14 protein-coding genes are annotated in these 16,808 nt (G+C 66.5%); 10 read left to right on the forward strand and 4 right to left on the reverse strand.

The annotated features are described in order from the left end of the window. Positions 1-3: 3 nt before the first annotated feature. Positions 4-1,338: a type II toxin-antitoxin system HipA family toxin gene (locus P8T11_RS18645; protein WP_268080590.1), complete on the forward strand. Its 1,335-nt coding sequence runs from the start codon at positions 4-6 to the stop codon at positions 1,336-1,338. A gap of 111 nt (positions 1,339-1,449) precedes the next feature. Here P8T11_RS18645 and P8T11_RS18650 read toward each other — a convergent pair whose 3' ends face one another. The 3 genes from P8T11_RS18650 to P8T11_RS18660 all read right to left on the reverse strand — a co-directional run bounded on the left by P8T11_RS18650 (position 1,450) and on the right by P8T11_RS18660 (position 3,912). Further along, positions 1,450-2,091: a flavin reductase family protein gene (locus P8T11_RS18650; protein ID WP_050446162.1), complete on the reverse strand. Its 642-nt coding sequence runs from the start codon at positions 2,089-2,091 to the stop codon at positions 1,450-1,452. A gap of 1 nt (position 2,092) precedes the next feature. Continuing rightward, entirely contained in the window at positions 2,093-2,869 is a 777-nt protein-coding gene (locus tag P8T11_RS18655; protein ID WP_268080589.1) for a GntR family transcriptional regulator, read from the reverse strand. Between the two features lie 80 nt (positions 2,870-2,949). Further along, positions 2,950-3,912 carry a polysaccharide deacetylase family protein gene (locus P8T11_RS18660; protein ID WP_268080588.1) on the reverse strand — a complete coding sequence of 321 codons (963 nt, stop codon included), beginning with the start codon at positions 3,910-3,912 and terminating at the stop codon, positions 2,950-2,952. Between the two features lie 232 nt (positions 3,913-4,144). Here P8T11_RS18660 and P8T11_RS18665 point away from each other — a divergent pair, with 232 nt between their 5' ends. From P8T11_RS18665 to P8T11_RS18680, 4 genes are all read left to right on the forward strand, one after another. After that, positions 4,145-5,335 carry an ABC transporter substrate-binding protein gene (locus P8T11_RS18665; RefSeq protein WP_050446159.1) on the forward strand — a complete coding sequence of 397 codons (1,191 nt, stop codon included), beginning with the start codon at positions 4,145-4,147 and terminating at the stop codon, positions 5,333-5,335. A gap of 27 nt (positions 5,336-5,362) precedes the next feature. Beyond that, complete coding sequence (locus tag P8T11_RS18670) at positions 5,363-6,241, forward strand: branched-chain amino acid ABC transporter permease (RefSeq protein WP_100853873.1); 879 nt, start codon at positions 5,363-5,365, stop codon at positions 6,239-6,241. Beyond that, a complete protein-coding gene (locus P8T11_RS18675; protein WP_268080587.1) occupies positions 6,241-8,733 on the forward strand; it encodes a branched-chain amino acid ABC transporter ATP-binding protein/permease in 2,493 nt (830 codons plus the stop codon). The genes P8T11_RS18670 and P8T11_RS18675 overlap by 1 nt, the downstream gene beginning before the upstream one ends. 249 nt (positions 8,734-8,982) lie before the next feature. Continuing rightward, positions 8,983-10,515 (forward strand): amidase, encoded by a 1,533-nt coding sequence (locus P8T11_RS18680; protein ID WP_268080586.1) that lies wholly within the window; start codon positions 8,983-8,985, stop codon positions 10,513-10,515. Positions 10,516-10,895: 380 nt separating this feature from the next. On the opposite strand, the gene metK is transcribed toward P8T11_RS18680, so the two are convergent. Continuing rightward, on the reverse strand, positions 10,896-12,059 hold the full coding sequence (metK, locus tag P8T11_RS18685) for a methionine adenosyltransferase (protein WP_046802994.1): 1,164 nt from the start codon (positions 12,057-12,059) through the stop codon (positions 10,896-10,898). A 275-nt stretch (positions 12,060-12,334) separates the two neighbouring features. Here metK and P8T11_RS18690 point away from each other — a divergent pair, with 275 nt between their 5' ends. The 5 genes from P8T11_RS18690 to xerC are packed head-to-tail and all read left to right on the forward strand — an operon-like array spanning position 12,335 to position 16,807. After that, entirely contained in the window at positions 12,335-13,237 is a 903-nt protein-coding gene (locus tag P8T11_RS18690; RefSeq protein WP_268080585.1) for a lysophospholipid acyltransferase family protein, read from the forward strand. Positions 13,238-13,267: 30 nt separating this feature from the next. Then, the gene (locus P8T11_RS18695; RefSeq protein ID WP_268080584.1) at positions 13,268-14,158 is read left to right on the forward strand and encodes a lysophospholipid acyltransferase family protein; all 891 of its coding nucleotides are present in this window, start codon (positions 13,268-13,270) and stop codon (positions 14,156-14,158) included. A gap of 28 nt (positions 14,159-14,186) precedes the next feature. Continuing rightward, positions 14,187-15,098 carry a diaminopimelate epimerase gene (gene dapF, locus P8T11_RS18700; RefSeq protein WP_268080583.1) on the forward strand — a complete coding sequence of 304 codons (912 nt, stop codon included), beginning with the start codon at positions 14,187-14,189 and terminating at the stop codon, positions 15,096-15,098. 4 nt (positions 15,099-15,102) lie between these two features. After that, complete coding sequence (locus P8T11_RS18705; protein ID WP_268080582.1) at positions 15,103-15,780, forward strand: DUF484 family protein; 678 nt, start codon at positions 15,103-15,105, stop codon at positions 15,778-15,780. A gap of 22 nt (positions 15,781-15,802) precedes the next feature. Continuing rightward, positions 15,803-16,807, forward strand: coding sequence for a tyrosine recombinase XerC (gene xerC / locus P8T11_RS18710; RefSeq protein WP_277549888.1), 1,005 nt, complete (start codon positions 15,803-15,805; stop codon positions 16,805-16,807). The last annotated feature ends 1 nt before the right edge of the window (position 16,808 follow it).

Consider the following 16,808-nt stretch of genomic DNA (forward strand, 5'->3'; position numbering starts at 1 on the left):
GCCATGAAACTGGACGTCCACGTTCTCGGACGCCACGTCGCCAAGCTATATCGCGAGGCAGACGAATACGTTCTCGATTATGTCCCTGACGCCCCCGACGACGCCTTCGTCAGTCTCACGATGCCAGTGCGCGAGGCGGCGTGGCGATGGCCCCGCGACTTGCACCCATTCTTTCGACAAAACTTGCCTGAAGGGCATCTGCTTGGCGTAATCCGCGAGCTGTTTGGCCCCCTCATGGATGGCACGGACTTATCCCTGCTTGCCGTCGTCGGCGCATCCGGTATTGGACGTGTAGCGGTGACAGCGGAAGGCGCAAGTCCTGGCCTGCCGTTACCGCCCCTGAATATCAAGGACCTGTTGACGGCCGAGAACACCGCGCCCCGCTTCGACGCGCTGGTGCGCGCGTATGCACGCAGCGCCATCTCGGGCGTGGTGCCAAAATTCCTGGCTCCCGACGGGGGTAGCCAAGGCGCCCCCGATACGGAAAAAGCCACGTTGCGCACCCCGCAACACATCATCAAGGGGTCCGACGAAAGGACGCCCTATTTGGGATTCAACGAGTTCTTCACGCTGCGCGTATTGCGGCGCTTGAATGTCGTGCCCGTCGTCAATGCCCAGATGTCCGACGATGGCCGTGTGCTGGTCGTTGACCGCTTCGACGTCGATGCTGCCGGCCAGCCGATAAGCGGTGTGGAAGACGCTTGCAGCCTGCTCGGCCTGCCGCCCCACGAAAAGTACGGCACGACCACCGAGCGCGTTTACAAGGCCACCCGCGAGTACCTTCCTTCGGCATCCCTGCGTGCGCAAAACCTTCACTTCGCTTGGCACCTGCTTACGAACTACGTGGTTCGCAACGCGGATTGCCATGCCAAGAACATCGCCTTGTATTACACCTCGCGCGCCGACGTCGCGTACACGCCCGTTTACGACATCGTCACGACCCAGGCCTACCCCGAATTCAGCAACAGTGCGCCCGCCCTATCCGTTGACGGACGCAAGACATGGGTTCCCGGCAGCACGCTGGCCAAGTTCATGCTGGCCAGGCTTGGCATCAATTCAAAGCAGTATCAGGCGATGGTCGAGCAGCTATGCGAATCGGCGGTCGAAGTGGGACGCGAGGTCATCGAGGCAGCGAAGAACGAACCGCAGTGGCGCTGGATTGCCAAGCAAATGGTGCATGCCTGGAACGACGGCATGTGCGGGCTGCGGAGTTCGAAACTCGATGCTCGGTACCGTAGCCTGGACGCCGCGATTTCCGAGGCAGGCTACGAAGCCGCCGACGCACCCTTGGACACATCCCGCGTCATCGGACGGTCCGAAGGCTTGGCCACGCGTTAGCCGGCCGCGCCTAAGCCGGCCGCACCTGGCCGGCCGCACCTGGCCGGCCGCACCTAGCCGGCCGCGCCCAAGCACGCATAGCCGCGTCGATCCACAGCTAGCCTTCGTGCGTTAAATCTCATCAATCGCCGTGCTCGCCGCCGTGCCCGCCGGCGCGTCGCCCGCGCCGATGGCGTAGCGGTCGCGCGTGGTGACGTAGAAGCTTGCGCCGAACCTTCCCACGGGGAAGTAATCCTGCAAGCGCACGCGCCAGGTTTCCGTGTCGATCAGGCCGTCGCGCGCGTGCAGCCAGCGCACCTGGCCGATGAAGATCTGGCGGCTGGCGGTTTCCATGGTTTCGTAGAGCGTGCATTCGAACGCCACGGGGGCCTGCACGATGCGCGGCGGCTTGACGTGGTGGCTGGGCGCGGCGTCCAGGCCGGCGTGGGCCAGTTCGCTGACGTCGGCGGGCAGGCGGTCGCCGCAGCGGTGCATTTTTTCGGCCATGGCTTCGTCGGTCAGGTGCACCACGAATTCCTTGTCGCGCGCGATGTTGCGCGCCGTGTCCTTCAAGCCGCCGTCTTCCAGGCGGTTGATGCTGACCATGACGATGGGCGGGTCTTCGCCCAGCATGTTGAACATGCTGAACGGCGCCGCGTTGACCACGCCGGTTTCGGATAGGGTGGTGATCAGCGCGATGGGCCGGGGCACGATCAGGCTGGCCATCAGCTTGTAGCGCTGGTACTCGGTGATTGCGTCGAAGTCGATTTCCATATCAGGCCAGTCCCAGCATCTGGGCAAGGGTTTGTGCGGGCTGTGGGCGCTCAAGGCTGATGCGCCGCTCCAGGTCCGCCAAGTGGTTGTCATTGATCTTCACGGCCTGGGCCACGTCGCCGCGTTCCATCAGATCCACGATCAGCACGTGTTCGTCGTGTTCGCAGGCGGCGTTGCCGGGCGGTTCGTACAGCGCCACGATGAGCGAGCAGCGCGACACCAGCTCGGCCAGATAGCCGTGCAGGATGGCGTTGCCGGAAAGCTCGCCCAGCCGCACGTGAAACGCGCTGGCCTGGCGCGCCCACGCGGGCTGGCCGGCGCGATGCAGCAAGGCGTGCTCGTCGCGCAACTGTTTGCGCAGCGACGCATAGTCGGCCTTGGTGGCGCGCGCCACGGCCAAGGGCAGCAGCGCGGCTTCCAGCGCGCGGCGCGCCTGGAAGATCTGGCGCGTGTCTTCAGGCGTGGGTTCGGCCACCACGGCGCCCCGGTTGTGGTGCAGGTCCACCACGTGCTCGTGCGCCAGGCGCTGCAAGGCTTTGCGCGCCACCGAGCGCGACACGCCGAAGAGCTCGCAGATCGCGGCCTCGGGCAGCTTCGTGCCAGGCGTCAGCCGCTGGCTCATCACGCTTTCATATACCGCTTCGCAGATGCGGCGTTCCATGTCGCTGTCGGGCGAGCCGTCGCCAGGGCTGGCGGCGCCCGCCACGGCCGGTTCGACGGCGATCGGTTTGCGGGCAGCGGGCTTGGCGCGGGGTGTTGCGGGGCTACGGGTTGGCATGCTGGACTCGGGGATAAACGTACAAGACGGGCAATACAAGCAATACGGGCATCGGCGCGGCGGACCGGCGGTTTGACCCGTCAGAGCGCGGCGATCACGCCGGGCGGCAGGCTGTCCACGTGACGGCAGATTTCGCCGGGCGTGGTGAACCAGATCTCGCCCCGGTCGCGCGCGGCCGCCAATGGCGCCAGCGCCCGTCGCAGATGCCGCAAGCGATACGGTTGCCCAACAATATAGGGATGCAGCGCAATGCCCATCACCAGCGGCTGGCGCAGCGCCTGCGCGCGCATCTCTTCGAACTGGTCAAGAATCATATCGGCAAAGTCGCGCGCGTCCATCTTGCGGCCCATGATCATCGGGATGTCGTTGAGTTCCTGCGGGTACGGGATGGCCCATAGCTCGCCTGCGCGCGTGCGCATGCGCATGGGCTGGTCGTCGTGGCACCAGTTGAGCGTGTAGCGATAGCCCGCTTCGGCCAGCAGGTCGGGCGTGGCGTGGCTTTCCGATATCCAGGGTGACAACCAACCCGCGGGCGCCTGGCCGGCGTGTTCGGCAATGCGGTCGCGGCAATGCGCCAGCAGCGCGCTTTCCTCGGCTTCGGGCAAGCCGCCCTGCCGATGAGCGTTGCTGTAGCCGTGGCCGATCAGTTCGTCGCCGCGCGCCAGGAAGGCGTCGATCAGGTCAGGGCAATGGTCATACAGGGCGGTATTGATCAGCACGCCGGCGGGCAAGCGCAGTTCGTCAAACAATTCCAGGCAGCGCCACGCGCCCACGCGGTTGCCGTATTCGCGCCAGGCGTAGTTCAGCACGTCCGGATGCGGCGAGGCCGGTCCCAATTCCGCCCCCAGCCCTTCGCCAAACGCGAAATGCTCAATATTGAAGCCCAGATACACGGCCAGCCGCGCGCCATTCGGCCAGGTGTAGTCCTGCCGTCCGGCAATCGGTTGATAGGCGAAGCGGCCGTGGCAAGCCAGGGCCTCGGGGGTCCAGGCAGCGGCGTCGTCACGCCCCGGATTAGTGCCTGCAAGCAAGGTTGGGTTCATTTTGGTGCAAATCCTGATGCATGATTGTTAACAAAATTATTGGTTCTTTGGAAACAAAACTCGGTTCTGACGCATACAAACCACGCCCAAAGACGCCACATCTCCCCTCGTGGCAGCGCGATCCTGGCAATCGGCGGCCCGGTGGACGCAGGTGGCATGGATCTTGCATGGGGTACGGAAGCAGCCCTTAACCCCATGCAAGATCCGTTCCACTTTTTTCAGGAGTGTCTCGATGGTCCCGACCCGCCGTTCCTTCATGCTTCGCGCCACCGCCGCCGCCCTCTTCACGGCCGGCCTCGCCCTGCAACCGGCGCTTGCCGCCGACCCCATCAAGATCGGCCTGATCACCGCGCTGTCGGGTGAATCCGCCCGCGCGGGCGAAGCGCTCACGCGCGGCATGACCATCGCCATCGACGAGATCAATGCCAAGGGTGGCCTGCTGGGCGGCCGCAAGATCGAGCTGGTGCGGCGCGACGACGAAGGCAACCCCGCCAAGGGCATGGCCGCCGCGCGCGAACTGATCTTCAAAGAGAAAGTGACCGTACTGTTCGGCGGCCTGGACACCCCGGTGTCGATGGCCATCGTGCCCATCGTGAACCAGGAGAAAGTGCCGTTCATGGGGCCGTGGGCCGCCGGCACGGCCATCACGCATAACAAGGGCAACCCGAACTTCGTGTTCCGCGTGTCGGCCATGGACGAGATCGTTGACAGCGCGATGCTGCAGTACGCGCAAAAGACGTTCAAGACCGCCAAGCCCGGGTTGATCCTGGTGAACAACCCCTGGGGCGAATCCAACGAAAAAGGCTTGAACGCGGCAATGGCCGCCGCCAAGGTCACGGCGGCGGGCACTGAAAAATTCCAGGCCAACGACCTGGACGTGGTGCCGCAATTGAGCCGGCTGAAGGCCGCGGGCGCGGACACGCTGTTCATGGTGGGCAACGTGGGCCCGTCGGCGCAAGTGGTGAAGTCGCTGGACCGCATGGGCTGGAAGGTGCCGATCGTGTCGCACTGGGGTCCCGCGGGCGGGCGCTTCACCGAGTTGGCCGGCCCCAACGCCAAGAATGTGCACTTCGTGCAGACCTACAGCTTCTTCGGCAAGCAAGGGCCGGTGGGCGAAAAGGTCTTGCAGGCGCTGAAGACCAAGTATTCCGACATCAAGGGCCCGCAAGACATCACGCCGGCGGTGGGCGTGGCCAACGCCTATGACGGCATGCAGCTGGCCGCGCTGGCCATCACGCAGGCCGGTTCGACCGATGGCGACGCCGTGCGCCAGGGCTTCTACAAGATCGGCAAGTACGACGGCCTGATCAAGACGTACGAACAGCCCTTCACCCCCACGTCGCACGACGCACTGCGCGAGGACGACTACGTGTGGACGCATTTCGTCGATAACCGCATCCTGCCCGTCAAGGGCGCGCAATAAACCGGTTGCATCACGCGGGAGACGCGCATGTTGTTGATGTCCGCCATCGTCAGCGGCCTGGGTCTGGGAAGCATGTACGGGCTGATGGCCCTGGGCTTCTACCTGACCTACGCCGTGTCGGGAACGGTGAATTTCGCCCAGGGCAGTTCCATGATGCTGGGCGCCGTGCTGACCTATACGTTCGTCCAGACCCTGGGCTGGCCGCTGGCACCCGCGCTGTTGGTGGCGCTGGCGCTCTGCGCCCTGTATGGGCTGGTGGTCGAGCGGCTGGCGGTGCGGCCGTTCGCCAGCCGGGGCTCCAACGCCTGGCTGATGTCGACGGTAGCGCTGGGCATCGTGCTGGACAACGTCGTGATGTTCACCTTCGGCAAGGAGCCGCGCAGCCTGCCTTCGCCCTTGGCGCAAGCCCCGCTTGAAATCGGTGGCCTGGGGCTGGGCGTCTACCCGCTGCAACTGCTGATTCCGCTGGTCGGGCTGACGCTGGCCGCCGCGCTGCACACCCTGTCGCGCCGCACGCGCTGGGGCGTGGCGCTGCTGGCCGTGGTGCAGAACCCGAACGCCGCGCGGCTCATGGGCATCCCCGTGCGCCGCGCCATCATGGCCGCCTTCGCCGTGTCCACGCTGTTTGCGGGCGTGGCGGGCGCGCTGGTGGCGCCGCTGTTCAACGTGCAGGCGGACATGGGCACGCTGTTCGGCTTGAAGGCCTATGTGGTGGCCATTCTGGGCGGCATCACCAGCGCCTGGGGCGTGATGATCGCGGGCCTGCTGTTTGGCGTGGTCGAAGCGCTGATCACCGTGAACCTGGGCTCCGGGTACACCCACATCATCAGCTTCACGCTGGTGATCGTCATGTTGGCCGTGCGTCCGAACGGATTGTTCGGCCGCGCCGATGTCAGGAAGGTCTGATGAATAAGCGACTTGCATCGCGCCGGCTGTGGCTGGCGCTCTACGCGCTGCTGGCCGTGGCCGCCCTGGTTCTGGCGGCTACCGTCAATGGCTATTACGTCTTCGTGCTGGGCAACGTGGCGCTGCTGGCGTTGGCTGGCATCGGTTTGAACGTGCTGCTGGGGCTGACCGGGCAGATGTCGTTCGGCCACGCGGGCTTCTACGCCATCGGTGCCTACACCGTGGCCATCCTGACCGGCCAGGCGGGTTGGAGCTTCTGGCTGGCGTGGCCCGCGGCGGCTGTGGTGGCGGGCGCCTTCGGACTGCTGCTGGCCTTGCCCGCGCTGCGCGTGAAGGGGCCGTACCTGGCGATGATCACCATCGCCTTTGGCTTCATCGTGGAACACGCGCTGATCGAAGGCGGCGACGTCACGGGCGGGCAAAACGGCATCATGGGGATCGCACAGCCCTCGCTGGCTGGCATCGGCGGCGACCGGGGCGTGGCGATGCTGGCGATCGTGGCCGTGTTCGTGGCGCTGGCGGCATACGCGCTGCTGTCGCGCGGCACCTGGGGCGCAGCCATGCGCGCGGTGAAAGACAGCGAGACCGCCAGCGAATCCATCGGCATCAATCCCTTGATGGTCAAGACGGTGGCGTTCATGGTGTCGGCGGCGGTGGTGGGCTTGGCGGGCGGGCTCTACGCGCCGCAGACCGGCATGATCACGCCGCACAACTTCAATTTCATGCAGTCGATTCTGTTCGTGCTGGCGGTAACGCTGGGCGGCGCGGGGTCCCTGGCCGGGCCCTTGCTGGGCGCGGTGGTGGTGGGTCTGCTGCCCGAACTGCTGTCCAGCCTGGAGGAATACCGCCTGCTGTTCTTCGGTGTGTTCCTGCTGGTGGTGCTGTGGGCGGCGCCGGATGGGGTGGCAGGCTTGCTGTCGCGCTGGCGTCGCAACGCGGCGGGCCAGGCGCTTGCACCGCGCCATGGCGGCGGCATGTCGATGGGCGGACGCGCCGGGCGCGTGCTGCGCGCCAATGCGCTGACCATGACGTTTGGCGGCGTGCGCGCCGTCCAGTCCGTGTCGTTCAACGTGCCGCCCGCCGCCATCACGGCGCTGATCGGCCCCAATGGCGCGGGCAAGTCCACCGTCATCAACATGCTTAGCGGCTACTACCAGCCGACCAGCGGCGCGGTGTCGCTGGGCGACACGCCACTGGCCGCCCTGCCCGCCTATCGCGTGGCGCGCGGCGGCATTGCCCGCACCTATCAGACCTCGCAGTTGTTCGACACCTTGACCGTGGAAGACAACGTGGCGCTGGGCATGGTGCGCGGCCGTTTGGGCGGGCTGCTGGGATCGCGCCGCTACCTGGCACCAGACGTACGCGAACGCGCGCGCGCCCTGCTGGCGTTCTGCGGCTACGAAGGCGCGCTGAACATCCCCGCCGCCGACCTGCCGCACGTGGACCGGCGGCTGGTGGAAATTGCCCGCGCGCTGGCTACGGACGCCGACATCCTGCTGATGGACGAACCGGCCGCGGGCCTGTCGCGCGAAGACAAGACGCGCCTGGCCGGTCTGTTGCGGCGCATCGCCGAAGCGGGCGCGGGCGTGCTGCTGGTCGAACACGACATGACGCTGGTGATGGGCGTGTCCGATCACGTCGTGGCCATCGACGCGGGCCGCGAACTGGCCAAGGGCAACCCGGCCGAAATCCAGCAGTCGCCCGCGGTGCGCCAGGCGTATCTGGGCGACGACAGCGCACGGCGCGCGCCGGCCGCGCGGCAACGTCCGGCGGGCACGCCCGTGGCGCCCGAGGTGCTGGGCGTGGGCAACCTAGTCACCGGCTACGGGGCGAATCCCGTGCTGCACGGTATCGACCTGCAAGTGCGCCAGGGCGAGATGGTGGCGCTGCTGGGGGCCAACGGCGCGGGCAAGTCGACCTTGATGCGCACGCTGGCGGGGCTGCATCGGCCCGCGCAAGGCGGCATGCATTTGCAAGGGATGGAACTGAACAACCTGGCCGCCGACCGCATCGTGGCGCGCGGCCTGGTGCTGGTGCCCGAAGGGCGGCAAGTGTTTCCCGGCTTGAGCGTGCTGGACAACATCCGGCTGGGCGCCTTCCTGCATCCCCAGGACCGCGAGGCCCGCGTCGAGGAAATGCTGACGCGCTTTCCGCGCCTGCGCGAACGCCTGCATCAGCGCGCCGGCCTCTTGTCGGGCGGCGAACAGCAGATGCTGGCGATCGCGCGCGGGCTGATGGCCAAGCCGGTGATCCTGCTGCTGGACGAGCCGTCGCTGGGCCTGGCGCCCAAGATCATTGATGAGCTGTTTGAAGCGCTGGACCGCCTGCGTGCGGAATCCATGACGATTCTTCTGGTGGATCAGATGGCGGCGCTGGCGCTATCGTTGGCGGACCGGGCGTATGTGCTGGAATCGGGACGCGTGGCGGCTCAGGGGTCGGCGGCGGAGATTGCGCAAGACGGCGCGTTGGCTCGGGCGTATCTGGGCGCGTAAGAGGCTCCGCAAGGCCATCGGTGCGGGCGGAGTGGCCGGGCGCTTAGATCCGTTTCGCACCTGCGCGCGGGCTGTGGGAATCGGCACAATGTATAAGCGGGTTGTTGCCGGCCAGCGGCACGACAACCCAGCCGTTGAATCGCGAAGCTGCTGAAGTCGGTGAAGTCGGTGCAATTTCCGCCGCGCGCCGTATAAACGCTTTCCGGACCCGTCAGGGCCGGAAGGCTTTTCCTTTTCTTGAAGAGAGCCATGCCAGCACAAGCCCCCACCGACCTGCATTTTCGAGACGCCCGCGAACTGGCCCGCGCCATCCGTGACCGTGAACTGAGCTCGCGCCAGGTCACCGCCCACTTCCTGGACCGCATCGAACGCGCCGCGCCACTGGCGGCCTTCAGCGAGGTCACCGCCGAACGCGCGCTGGCCCAGGCCGACGCGGCCGACCGGCTGCTGGCCGCGGGCATGCTGCTGGGGCCCTTGCATGGCGTGCCGGTGGCCGTAAAGGACAGCATCCAGTGGCAGGGCACGCCCACCACCGGCGGCTCGCAGGCGCGGCGTGGCGTGATCAGCACGGAAACCTCGACGGCGGTGCGCGCACTGGCGGCGGGGGGCATGGTGATCCTGGGCAAGACGCGCATGACGGAATTCGCGTTTGGGCTGTCGGGCCAAAACCCCACCCAGGGCACGGCGCGCAACCCGTGGGATGCAAAGGTAGCCCGCGCCCCCGGCGGTTCTTCAAGCGGCGCGGGCGTGGCAGTGGCGGCTGGCCTGACGCCCATCGCACTGGGTGGCGATACCGGCGGTTCCGTGCGCGCGCCCGCGGCGCTCAATGGGTTGGTGGGCTACAAGCCATCGTCGGGCCTGATCAGCCGCGCGGGCTGCCTGCCGCTGTCGGACACGCTGGATGTGCTGGGCCCCATTGCCTGCAGCGTGGCGGACGCCCGGCTGCTGGCGCAAATACTTGCCGGACCGGATGTGGACGACCCCGCCACCTTGGCGTTGCCCGCGTCCTGCGTCACCGCGCTGCGCCACCCCGTGGCGCGCCGAGTCGCCGCTGACGCTCCCGCCTCCGTCCCCTCGGCCACCGCTACCGCCTCCACCTCCGCCGGTGCTGGTACTCCCCCTACTGCCTCCTCTTCCTTAAGCGTTCCCATTGTTGTCGCCGTCTTGCCGCCGCAAGCCTGGCCTGCACCACTATCCGACGCCGCCATGCAGGTCTGGCATCAGATGCAAGAGCGCCTGGCGCATGCCGGCCTGACCCCCACCCCCTGGCATCCGCCCGCGGCGCTGTCGTTTGCCCGCATGGCGGACGACAACTCGCTGGTGTTGGCATACGAGGCCTATCGCTACTTCGGCGCGCTGGCCGAAAACCCCGCCGCGCCCTTGTGGGAAGTGGTGCGCGCGCGCATCGCGGCGGGCGGCCGGATCGCGCAGGCAGACTACGAAGCCGCGCTGATTCGGCGGCAGGCCGACATGGCGGCATTCGCTGGCGCCCTGCAGGGGCTGGACGCCCTGCTGATGCCCGCCTGCGACCAGGCCGCGCAGCCGCTGGATGCCGAAGACGTGCGGCATGCGGGCCTAGGCAAGCTGCTGCGCCCCGCCAATTTCCTGGGCGCGGCCGCCATCGCCCTACCCGCTGGATTCGACGCCGACGGCATGCCGATCGGCGTGCAACTGCTGGCCCCCGCAGGCCACGACGCCACGCTGCTGGACTGCGCGGCAACGCTGGAACCGGTGCTGGCGCCGACGCAACAAACGCCCGATATGTCAGTGTGGGACCTGTAGGATGGGTGCAGCGCGCGAACCAGGTCGTTAGAAAACCAACCTAGTTCGCGCGAAACCCATCAAGCAACGGTGGAATTCTGAAGGGCAGCGGCAAGAACCCAAGGGTTCTGAAGCGGCGTCGTCGATAACGTACAAGGGTTTTGAAGCCGGGTCGTCGAAAACGCCCAAAGCTTCTGTAGCCAGGCCATCAAAACCGCGGTGGCTTTTAACCATTGCGGCGTCATGCCATCGGCGGGTGATGGGTTGCGCGCGATCGGCGGTGGCGCAGTGGTGGAGAGTTTTGCGCGCTTCACCCATCCTACGTGCCCAGCACTTCCTCCCATAAAAAACGCCCCTGCCATTGTTCATGGCAGGGGCGTTCTTCATGAAGATTCGCTGTTTTACAGCGCCTTCTTCAATTCCTGAACCTTGTCCGTGGCTTCCCACGAGAACTCCGGCTCGGAACGGCCAAAGTGGCCGTAGGCGGCGGTCTTTGCGTAGATCGGGCGCAGCAGGTCCAGCATGTTCACGATGCCCTTCGGACGCAGGTCGAAGTGCTCGCGCACCAGCTTGGCGATCTGATCGTCGGGGATCACGCCCGTGCCTTCGGTGTAGACCGTGATGTTGATCGGTTCGGCCACGCCGATGGCGTAGCTGACCTGCACCTGGCATTGGCGCGCCAGGCCGGCGGCCACGATGTTCTTGGCCACGTAGCGGGCCGCGTAGGCAGCCGAACGGTCAACCTTCGACGGATCCTTGCCCGAGAATGCGCCGCCACCGTGCGGGCATGCGCCGCCGTAGGTGTCGACGATGATCTTGCGGCCGGTCAGGCCGCAATCGCCTTGCGGGCCGCCGATGACGAAGCGGCCGGTCGGGTTGACCAGGAACTTCGTTTGCGGCGTGATCAGGCCTTCGGGGAAGCTCGGCTTGATGATGTCTTCGATCACCGCTTCGCGGATGGTCTCTTGCGTGACTTCCGGCGCATGCTGGGTCGACAGCACCACGGTATCGACTTCCGCCGGGCGGCCGTCGATGTAGCGGAAGGTCACTTGCGACTTGGCGTCCGGGCGCAGCCACGGCAGGCGGCCGTCCTTGCGCAGTTCGCTCTGGCGCTGCACCAGGCGGTGCGCATACCAGATCGGGGCGGGCATCAAATCAGGCGTTTCGTCGCAGGCATAGCCGAACATCAGGCCTTGGTCGCCCGCGCCTTGGTTCAGATAGTCTTCCGAGCTGCGGTCGACGCCTTGGGCGATGTCGGGCGATTGCTTGTCGTAAGCAACCAGCACCGCGCAGCCCTTGTAGTCGATGCCGTATTCGGTGTTGTCGTAGCCGATGCGGCGGATGGTGTCCCGCGCAACCTGGATGTAATCCACGTTGGCGGTGGTGGTGATTTCACCAGCCAGCACGACCAGGCCCGTGTTGCACAGCGTTTCGGCTGCAACGCGCGCGTTGGGGTCCTGCGTGAAGATGGCGTCGAGGATCGAATCGGAAATCTGGTCGGCAACCTTGTCGGGGTGCCCTTCGGAGACGGATTCGGAAGTGAAGAGAAAATCGTTATTGGCCACAGATGCGTCCTTAGTGTCCGGCCTTACCGGCGCATAGGTTCACGAGGCGCGTTGCACCCCGGACTGCATGACATACGCTATCTGGGCGCGACGCTTTAGCGGATTTGGCAAAGGCCGCGCATAGCGCTTTACCCTTGCCGTCGCCCCGCAAGTTGTCGGTTAACTCGGCGACTGGACGGATTTTAAGCGAAAATGCCGTTCTTATGCTCGCGGCGGGGGTATGAACATATTCCCGAACACCGGCATAACCCTGCCCGTCCTTTTCTATTTGCCGCATGCTGCTCGCCCTGTTCCGACTTTTCGCCGCCCTGCCGCTACCCGTTGCGCACGCCCTCGGCCGCGCGGCGGGCCTGGCCGTGTACGCCTGGCCGGGCAAGTATCGGCGGCGCCTTCAGGCCAATGCCGCGCAAGCCGGCTACCCCGGCGCGGCCTTCGCCCGCCAGGCCGCGGCCGAGACCGGCGCCATGATTCTTGAGAACCCGCGTGTCTGGTTCAAGAACGAGGAAAGCCTGGCCCAAGTGGTGTCGGACGATAACGAGGTGGTCGACACCGCCCGGGCCGAAGGGCGCGGCATCCTGTTCCTGACCCCGCACCTGGGCTGCTTTGAAATCACCGCCCGCTATCTGGCCCGCCAGATGCCCATGACGGTCATGTTCCGCCCCCCGCGCAAAGACGTGCTGGCCCCCTTGCTGGAGACGGCGCGCAACAGTTCCGCCGTCAACGCCGTCCCGGCCACCATGCAGGGCGTGCGGGAATTTGTGCGCGCGCTGCGGCGCGGCGAATCCGTGGGCATGCTGCCCGACCAGGCGCCCAGTGTGGGCGACGGCGTATGGGTTCCGTTCTTTGGCCGGCTGGCCTACACCATGACGCTGCCCAGCAAGCTGGCCACGCAAACCAACGTCCCCATCATCCTGACCGCCGGAGAACGCCTGCCGCGCGGCAAAGGCTGGCGCATCCACTACGTGCGCGTGCCCGAACCGCTGCCGGCCGAGCCCGAAGCCCAGGCGGCGCTCATCAACGCCGCGATGGAAACGCTGATTCGACGCTGCCCCCAGCAGTACCTCTGGAGCTATAACCGCTACAAGACGCCGCGCGGGGCGCCTCCGGCCCCTGACGCCAACGCCGATGCCGATGCCGATGCCGATGCCGATGCCGACAGCGTTCGGCAGGCCCGCTGACCGTTCCCGCCCGGCCCTTTCCCCAAAACGATGACAGATTCAAAGACGCGCACGCTGGTTTCCCTGTTGAAGTGGTTCGGCCGCATCAAGCCATCGACCCGCCTGCGCATCGGCGCCGTGCTGGGCTGGCTGGCGCCACGGCTGGCGAAGTCACGGGCCCGTATCGTGCGGCGCAATATTGAACTGTGCTTTCCCGACCAGCCGGAATCGGTGCGCGAGCAATGGGTGGCGGACCACTTCCGGGCCTTGGCGCAATCCATCGTGGACCGGGGCGTGCTCTGGTACGGCACCCCCGAGGCCATCAAGGACATGGTCACGCAGACCGGCGCCGAACGCATCAACGAACTCACCGCCCAGGGCCGCCCCGTGATTTTGCTGGCGCCCCACTTCATTGCGCTGGACGCCGCCGCCACCCGCCTGACCATGGAAGTGCCCAGCGCCGCCACCATGTACACGCCGCAAAGCGACCCGCACATCGATGCAGTCGTGGCCGCCGGCCGGGCCCGCTTCAACGAGGTGTTCCTGGTCAGCCGCAAGGACGGCGTGCGCGACCTGATCCGCCACCTGCGCGCGCCGCGCCCGGTCTATTACCTGCCCGACATGGACTTCGGCCGCCAGGGGTCCGTGTTCGTGCCCTTCTTCGGCGTGCAGGCCGCCACGCTGCTGGCCACCGCCCAGCTTGCCCAGAAATGGAACGCCGCCGTGCTGCCCATCGTGGGTTTCTGGAACCCCGAGACCGGCCGCTATCACATAGACGTCCTGCCTCCGCTTGAAGATTTCCCCGGCGCGGCCTCCCTGGAAGACGCCACCGCCCGCCTGAACCGCGAGCTGGAATCCTGGGTGCGCCGCTGCCCCAGCCAGTACTACTGGGTCCATCGCCGCTTCAAGACCCGCCCGCCCGGCGAAGCCAAGCTCTATTGACCCCGCCCTGGCTTCCCGCGCCCGAATAATGGGCGATAATCCAGCGATGAACTGGAACTTCACCAAAATGCATGGCGCGGGCAATGATTTCGTCGTGCTCGACGGGGTCCGCCAGACCATCGAAATGACGCCCGAGCGCGCCCGCGCCCTGGGCGACCGGCACTTCGGCATCGGCGCCGACCAGATCCTCCTGGTTGAACGCGCCACCCGCCCGGACGCTGATTTCCGCTACCGCATTTTCAATTCCGACGGCAGCGAAGTCGAACACTGCGGCAACGGCGCGCGCTGCTTCGTGCGCTTCGTGCACGAACAAGGCCTGTCCGACCGCAATCCCCTTCGCGCCGAAATCGCCACCGGCATCCTCGTGCTGGATGAAGGCGACGACGAACAAGTCACGGTCGACATGGGCAGCACCCGTTTCGAGCCCGAAGCCCTGCCCTTCGACACTACCGGCTTGACCTCGCAACGCGAAGGTGAAGACACGCTCTGGGAACTGGAGATCGACGCGCCCGCCGGTGTGCCCGGCAAAGTGCTGCTGTCCACCGTGGCCATCTCCAATCCGCATGCGGTGCAGGTGGTGGACAACGTCGACACCGCCCCCGTCGCCATTCAAGGCCCGCTGATCGAGACCCATCCGCGCTTTGCGCGCCGCGTCAACGCCGGCTTCCTGCAAGTGATGGACCGCCACAACGTCCGCCTGCGCGTCTTCGAACGCGGCGCGGGCGAAACCCTGGCCTGCGGCACGGGCGCCTGCGCCGCCGTCGCGGCCGGCATCCGCCGCGGTTTGCTGGAATCGCCCGTGCGCGTGCAAACCCGTGGTGGCGTGCTTACCGTTGCCTGGAATGGCGACCAACTGCGCATGACCGGCCCCGCCGAATCCGTGTTCACGGGGCAAGTCGACATCGACAAGCTCGTCTTCTCCATGGCGCTGAACCGCTGACCCTATGACTGATACCGCTTTCACCGCCCAAGACATCGCCGCCTTCCTGCAAGACCACCCTGGCTTCTTTGACGAGCACGCCGACGTGTTCGCCACCATGCAGGTACCGCACCCGCATGGCGCGCGCGCCATTTCGCTGGGCGAACGCCAGATCCTGACGCTGCGCGAGCGCAACCGCGAACTGGAATGGCGCTTGAACGAACTGGTGCGCAACGCCACCGCCAACGAAAGCATCGGCTCGCATCTGGCCAAGTGGTGCAGCCGCATGCTGTCGGAAAACGACGCGCAGCGCGTGCCCGGCGAAATCGCGCTGGGCCTGGCCGAACAGTTTGAACTGAACCACGTGGCGCTGCGCTTGTGGAACCTGTCCGAGCTGGCGCCCACGGGCTACGGCGAACCCACCTCGCAAGACGTGCGCACGTTCACCGATAGCCTGAAGACCCCCTACTGCGGCACCGATACCGACTTCGAAGCCGCGGGCTGGCTCGACAGCAAGCCCAAGTCGCTGGCATTGGTGCCGCTGCGTCTGGAGGCCGACGGCCCCGCCGTGGGCTTGCTGGTGCTGGGTTCCGACGACCCCGAACGTTTCACGCCCGAAATGGGCACGACGTTTTTGGAATCCATCGGCCAACTGGCGTCGGCGGCATTGCATCGCCTGAATCCCGCGTCGCCGAAGGCCTAGCGCAAATCAGGGCGGGCGGACAATGACCCAGACCACACAAGACGCGCCCCCGCCCGACCCTGCCCCTGGCGCCGAGGCCTTGCCCGACCCGATGCGCGCCTGGTTGCGCCATCTGGAAACCAACCGCCGCTATTCGCCCCACACGCTGGACGCCTACCGTCGCGAGCTGCATTTCTTGAATCAGCTTGCCGACCGCGCCCGGCTGCCGCTGGACAAGATCGCCAACGGCCATATCCGCCAATTCGTTGCGCGGCTGCATGCCGAAGGGCGAGGCCCACGCAGCCTGGCCCGCACCTTGGCGGCCTGGCGCGGCTTCTACCAATGGTGGGCGCCCGCGATCGACCTTGCCGGCAACCCCGTGGCCGGCGTGCGCGCACCCAAGGCCCCGCGCGGTCTGCCCAAGGCCTTGTCCGTGGAGCAGACCCAAGCCCTGCTTGACCGCCCCACCGCCAAGGTCGCGAACGAACCCGCCGCGCTACGCGACCAGGCCATGTTCGAACTGCTCTACTCCAGCGGGCTGCGCTTGTCGGAACTGGTGGGCTTGGACCTGCGCTACACGCGCACGGCCGATTACGAATCGCGCGGCTGGTTAAAGCTGGACGAGGCAGAGGTCGAAGTGCTGGGCAAGGGTGGCAAGCGCCGTTCCGTGCCGGTGGGCCAGGCCGCCGTTGCCGCCTTGCAGAAATGGATAGCCGCGCGCCCGCAATTGGCGCCGCCCGCGCCACAGCCTGAGGACGCCGCCGCGTTGTTCCTGGGTGCGCGCGGCAAGCGTATCTCGCCGCGCATCGTGCAGTTGCAATTGGCGCAGGTTGCCCAAGCGGCGGGCTTGCCCACGCACGTGCATCCGCACGTGCTGCGCCACAGCTTCGCCAGCCATGTATTGCAGTCGGCGCAGGACTTGCGCGCCGTTCAGGAAATGCTGGGCCACGCCAATATCTCGACCACCCAGGTCTATACCCGGCTTGATTTCCAGCACCTGGCCAAAGCCTACGACCAGGCGCATCCGCGCGCGGGGCGCAAGTCCTGAA

This window comes from Achromobacter spanius, assembly GCF_029637605.1.
Classification (GTDB): Bacteria; Pseudomonadota; Gammaproteobacteria; order Burkholderiales; family Burkholderiaceae_B; genus Achromobacter; species Achromobacter spanius_E.

Excerpts from the sequence above, each read along its gene's own strand:
- P8T11_RS18645 (WP_268080590.1), top strand. The coding sequence starts at position 4 with ATGAAACTGGACGTCCACGTTCTCGGACGCCACGTCGCCAAGCTATAT.
- P8T11_RS18650 (WP_050446162.1), bottom strand. The coding sequence starts at position 2,091 with ATGGAAATCGACTTCGACGCAATCACCGAGTACCAGCGCTACAAGCTG.
- P8T11_RS18655 (WP_268080589.1), bottom strand. The coding sequence starts at position 2,869 with ATGCCAACCCGTAGCCCCGCAACACCCCGCGCCAAGCCCGCTGCCCGC.
- P8T11_RS18660 (WP_268080588.1), bottom strand. The coding sequence starts at position 3,912 with ATGAACCCAACCTTGCTTGCAGGCACTAATCCGGGGCGTGACGACGCC.
- P8T11_RS18665 (WP_050446159.1), top strand. The coding sequence starts at position 4,145 with ATGGTCCCGACCCGCCGTTCCTTCATGCTTCGCGCCACCGCCGCCGCC.
- P8T11_RS18670 (WP_100853873.1), top strand. The coding sequence starts at position 5,363 with ATGTTGTTGATGTCCGCCATCGTCAGCGGCCTGGGTCTGGGAAGCATG.
- P8T11_RS18675 (WP_268080587.1), top strand. The coding sequence starts at position 6,241 with ATGAATAAGCGACTTGCATCGCGCCGGCTGTGGCTGGCGCTCTACGCG.
- P8T11_RS18680 (WP_268080586.1), top strand. The coding sequence starts at position 8,983 with ATGCCAGCACAAGCCCCCACCGACCTGCATTTTCGAGACGCCCGCGAA.
- P8T11_RS18690 (WP_268080585.1), top strand. The coding sequence starts at position 12,335 with ATGCTGCTCGCCCTGTTCCGACTTTTCGCCGCCCTGCCGCTACCCGTT.
- P8T11_RS18695 (WP_268080584.1), top strand. The coding sequence starts at position 13,268 with ATGACAGATTCAAAGACGCGCACGCTGGTTTCCCTGTTGAAGTGGTTC.
- dapF (WP_268080583.1), top strand. The coding sequence starts at position 14,187 with ATGGGCGATAATCCAGCGATGAACTGGAACTTCACCAAAATGCATGGC.
- P8T11_RS18705 (WP_268080582.1), top strand. The coding sequence starts at position 15,103 with ATGACTGATACCGCTTTCACCGCCCAAGACATCGCCGCCTTCCTGCAA.
- xerC (WP_277549888.1), top strand. The coding sequence starts at position 15,803 with ATGACCCAGACCACACAAGACGCGCCCCCGCCCGACCCTGCCCCTGGC.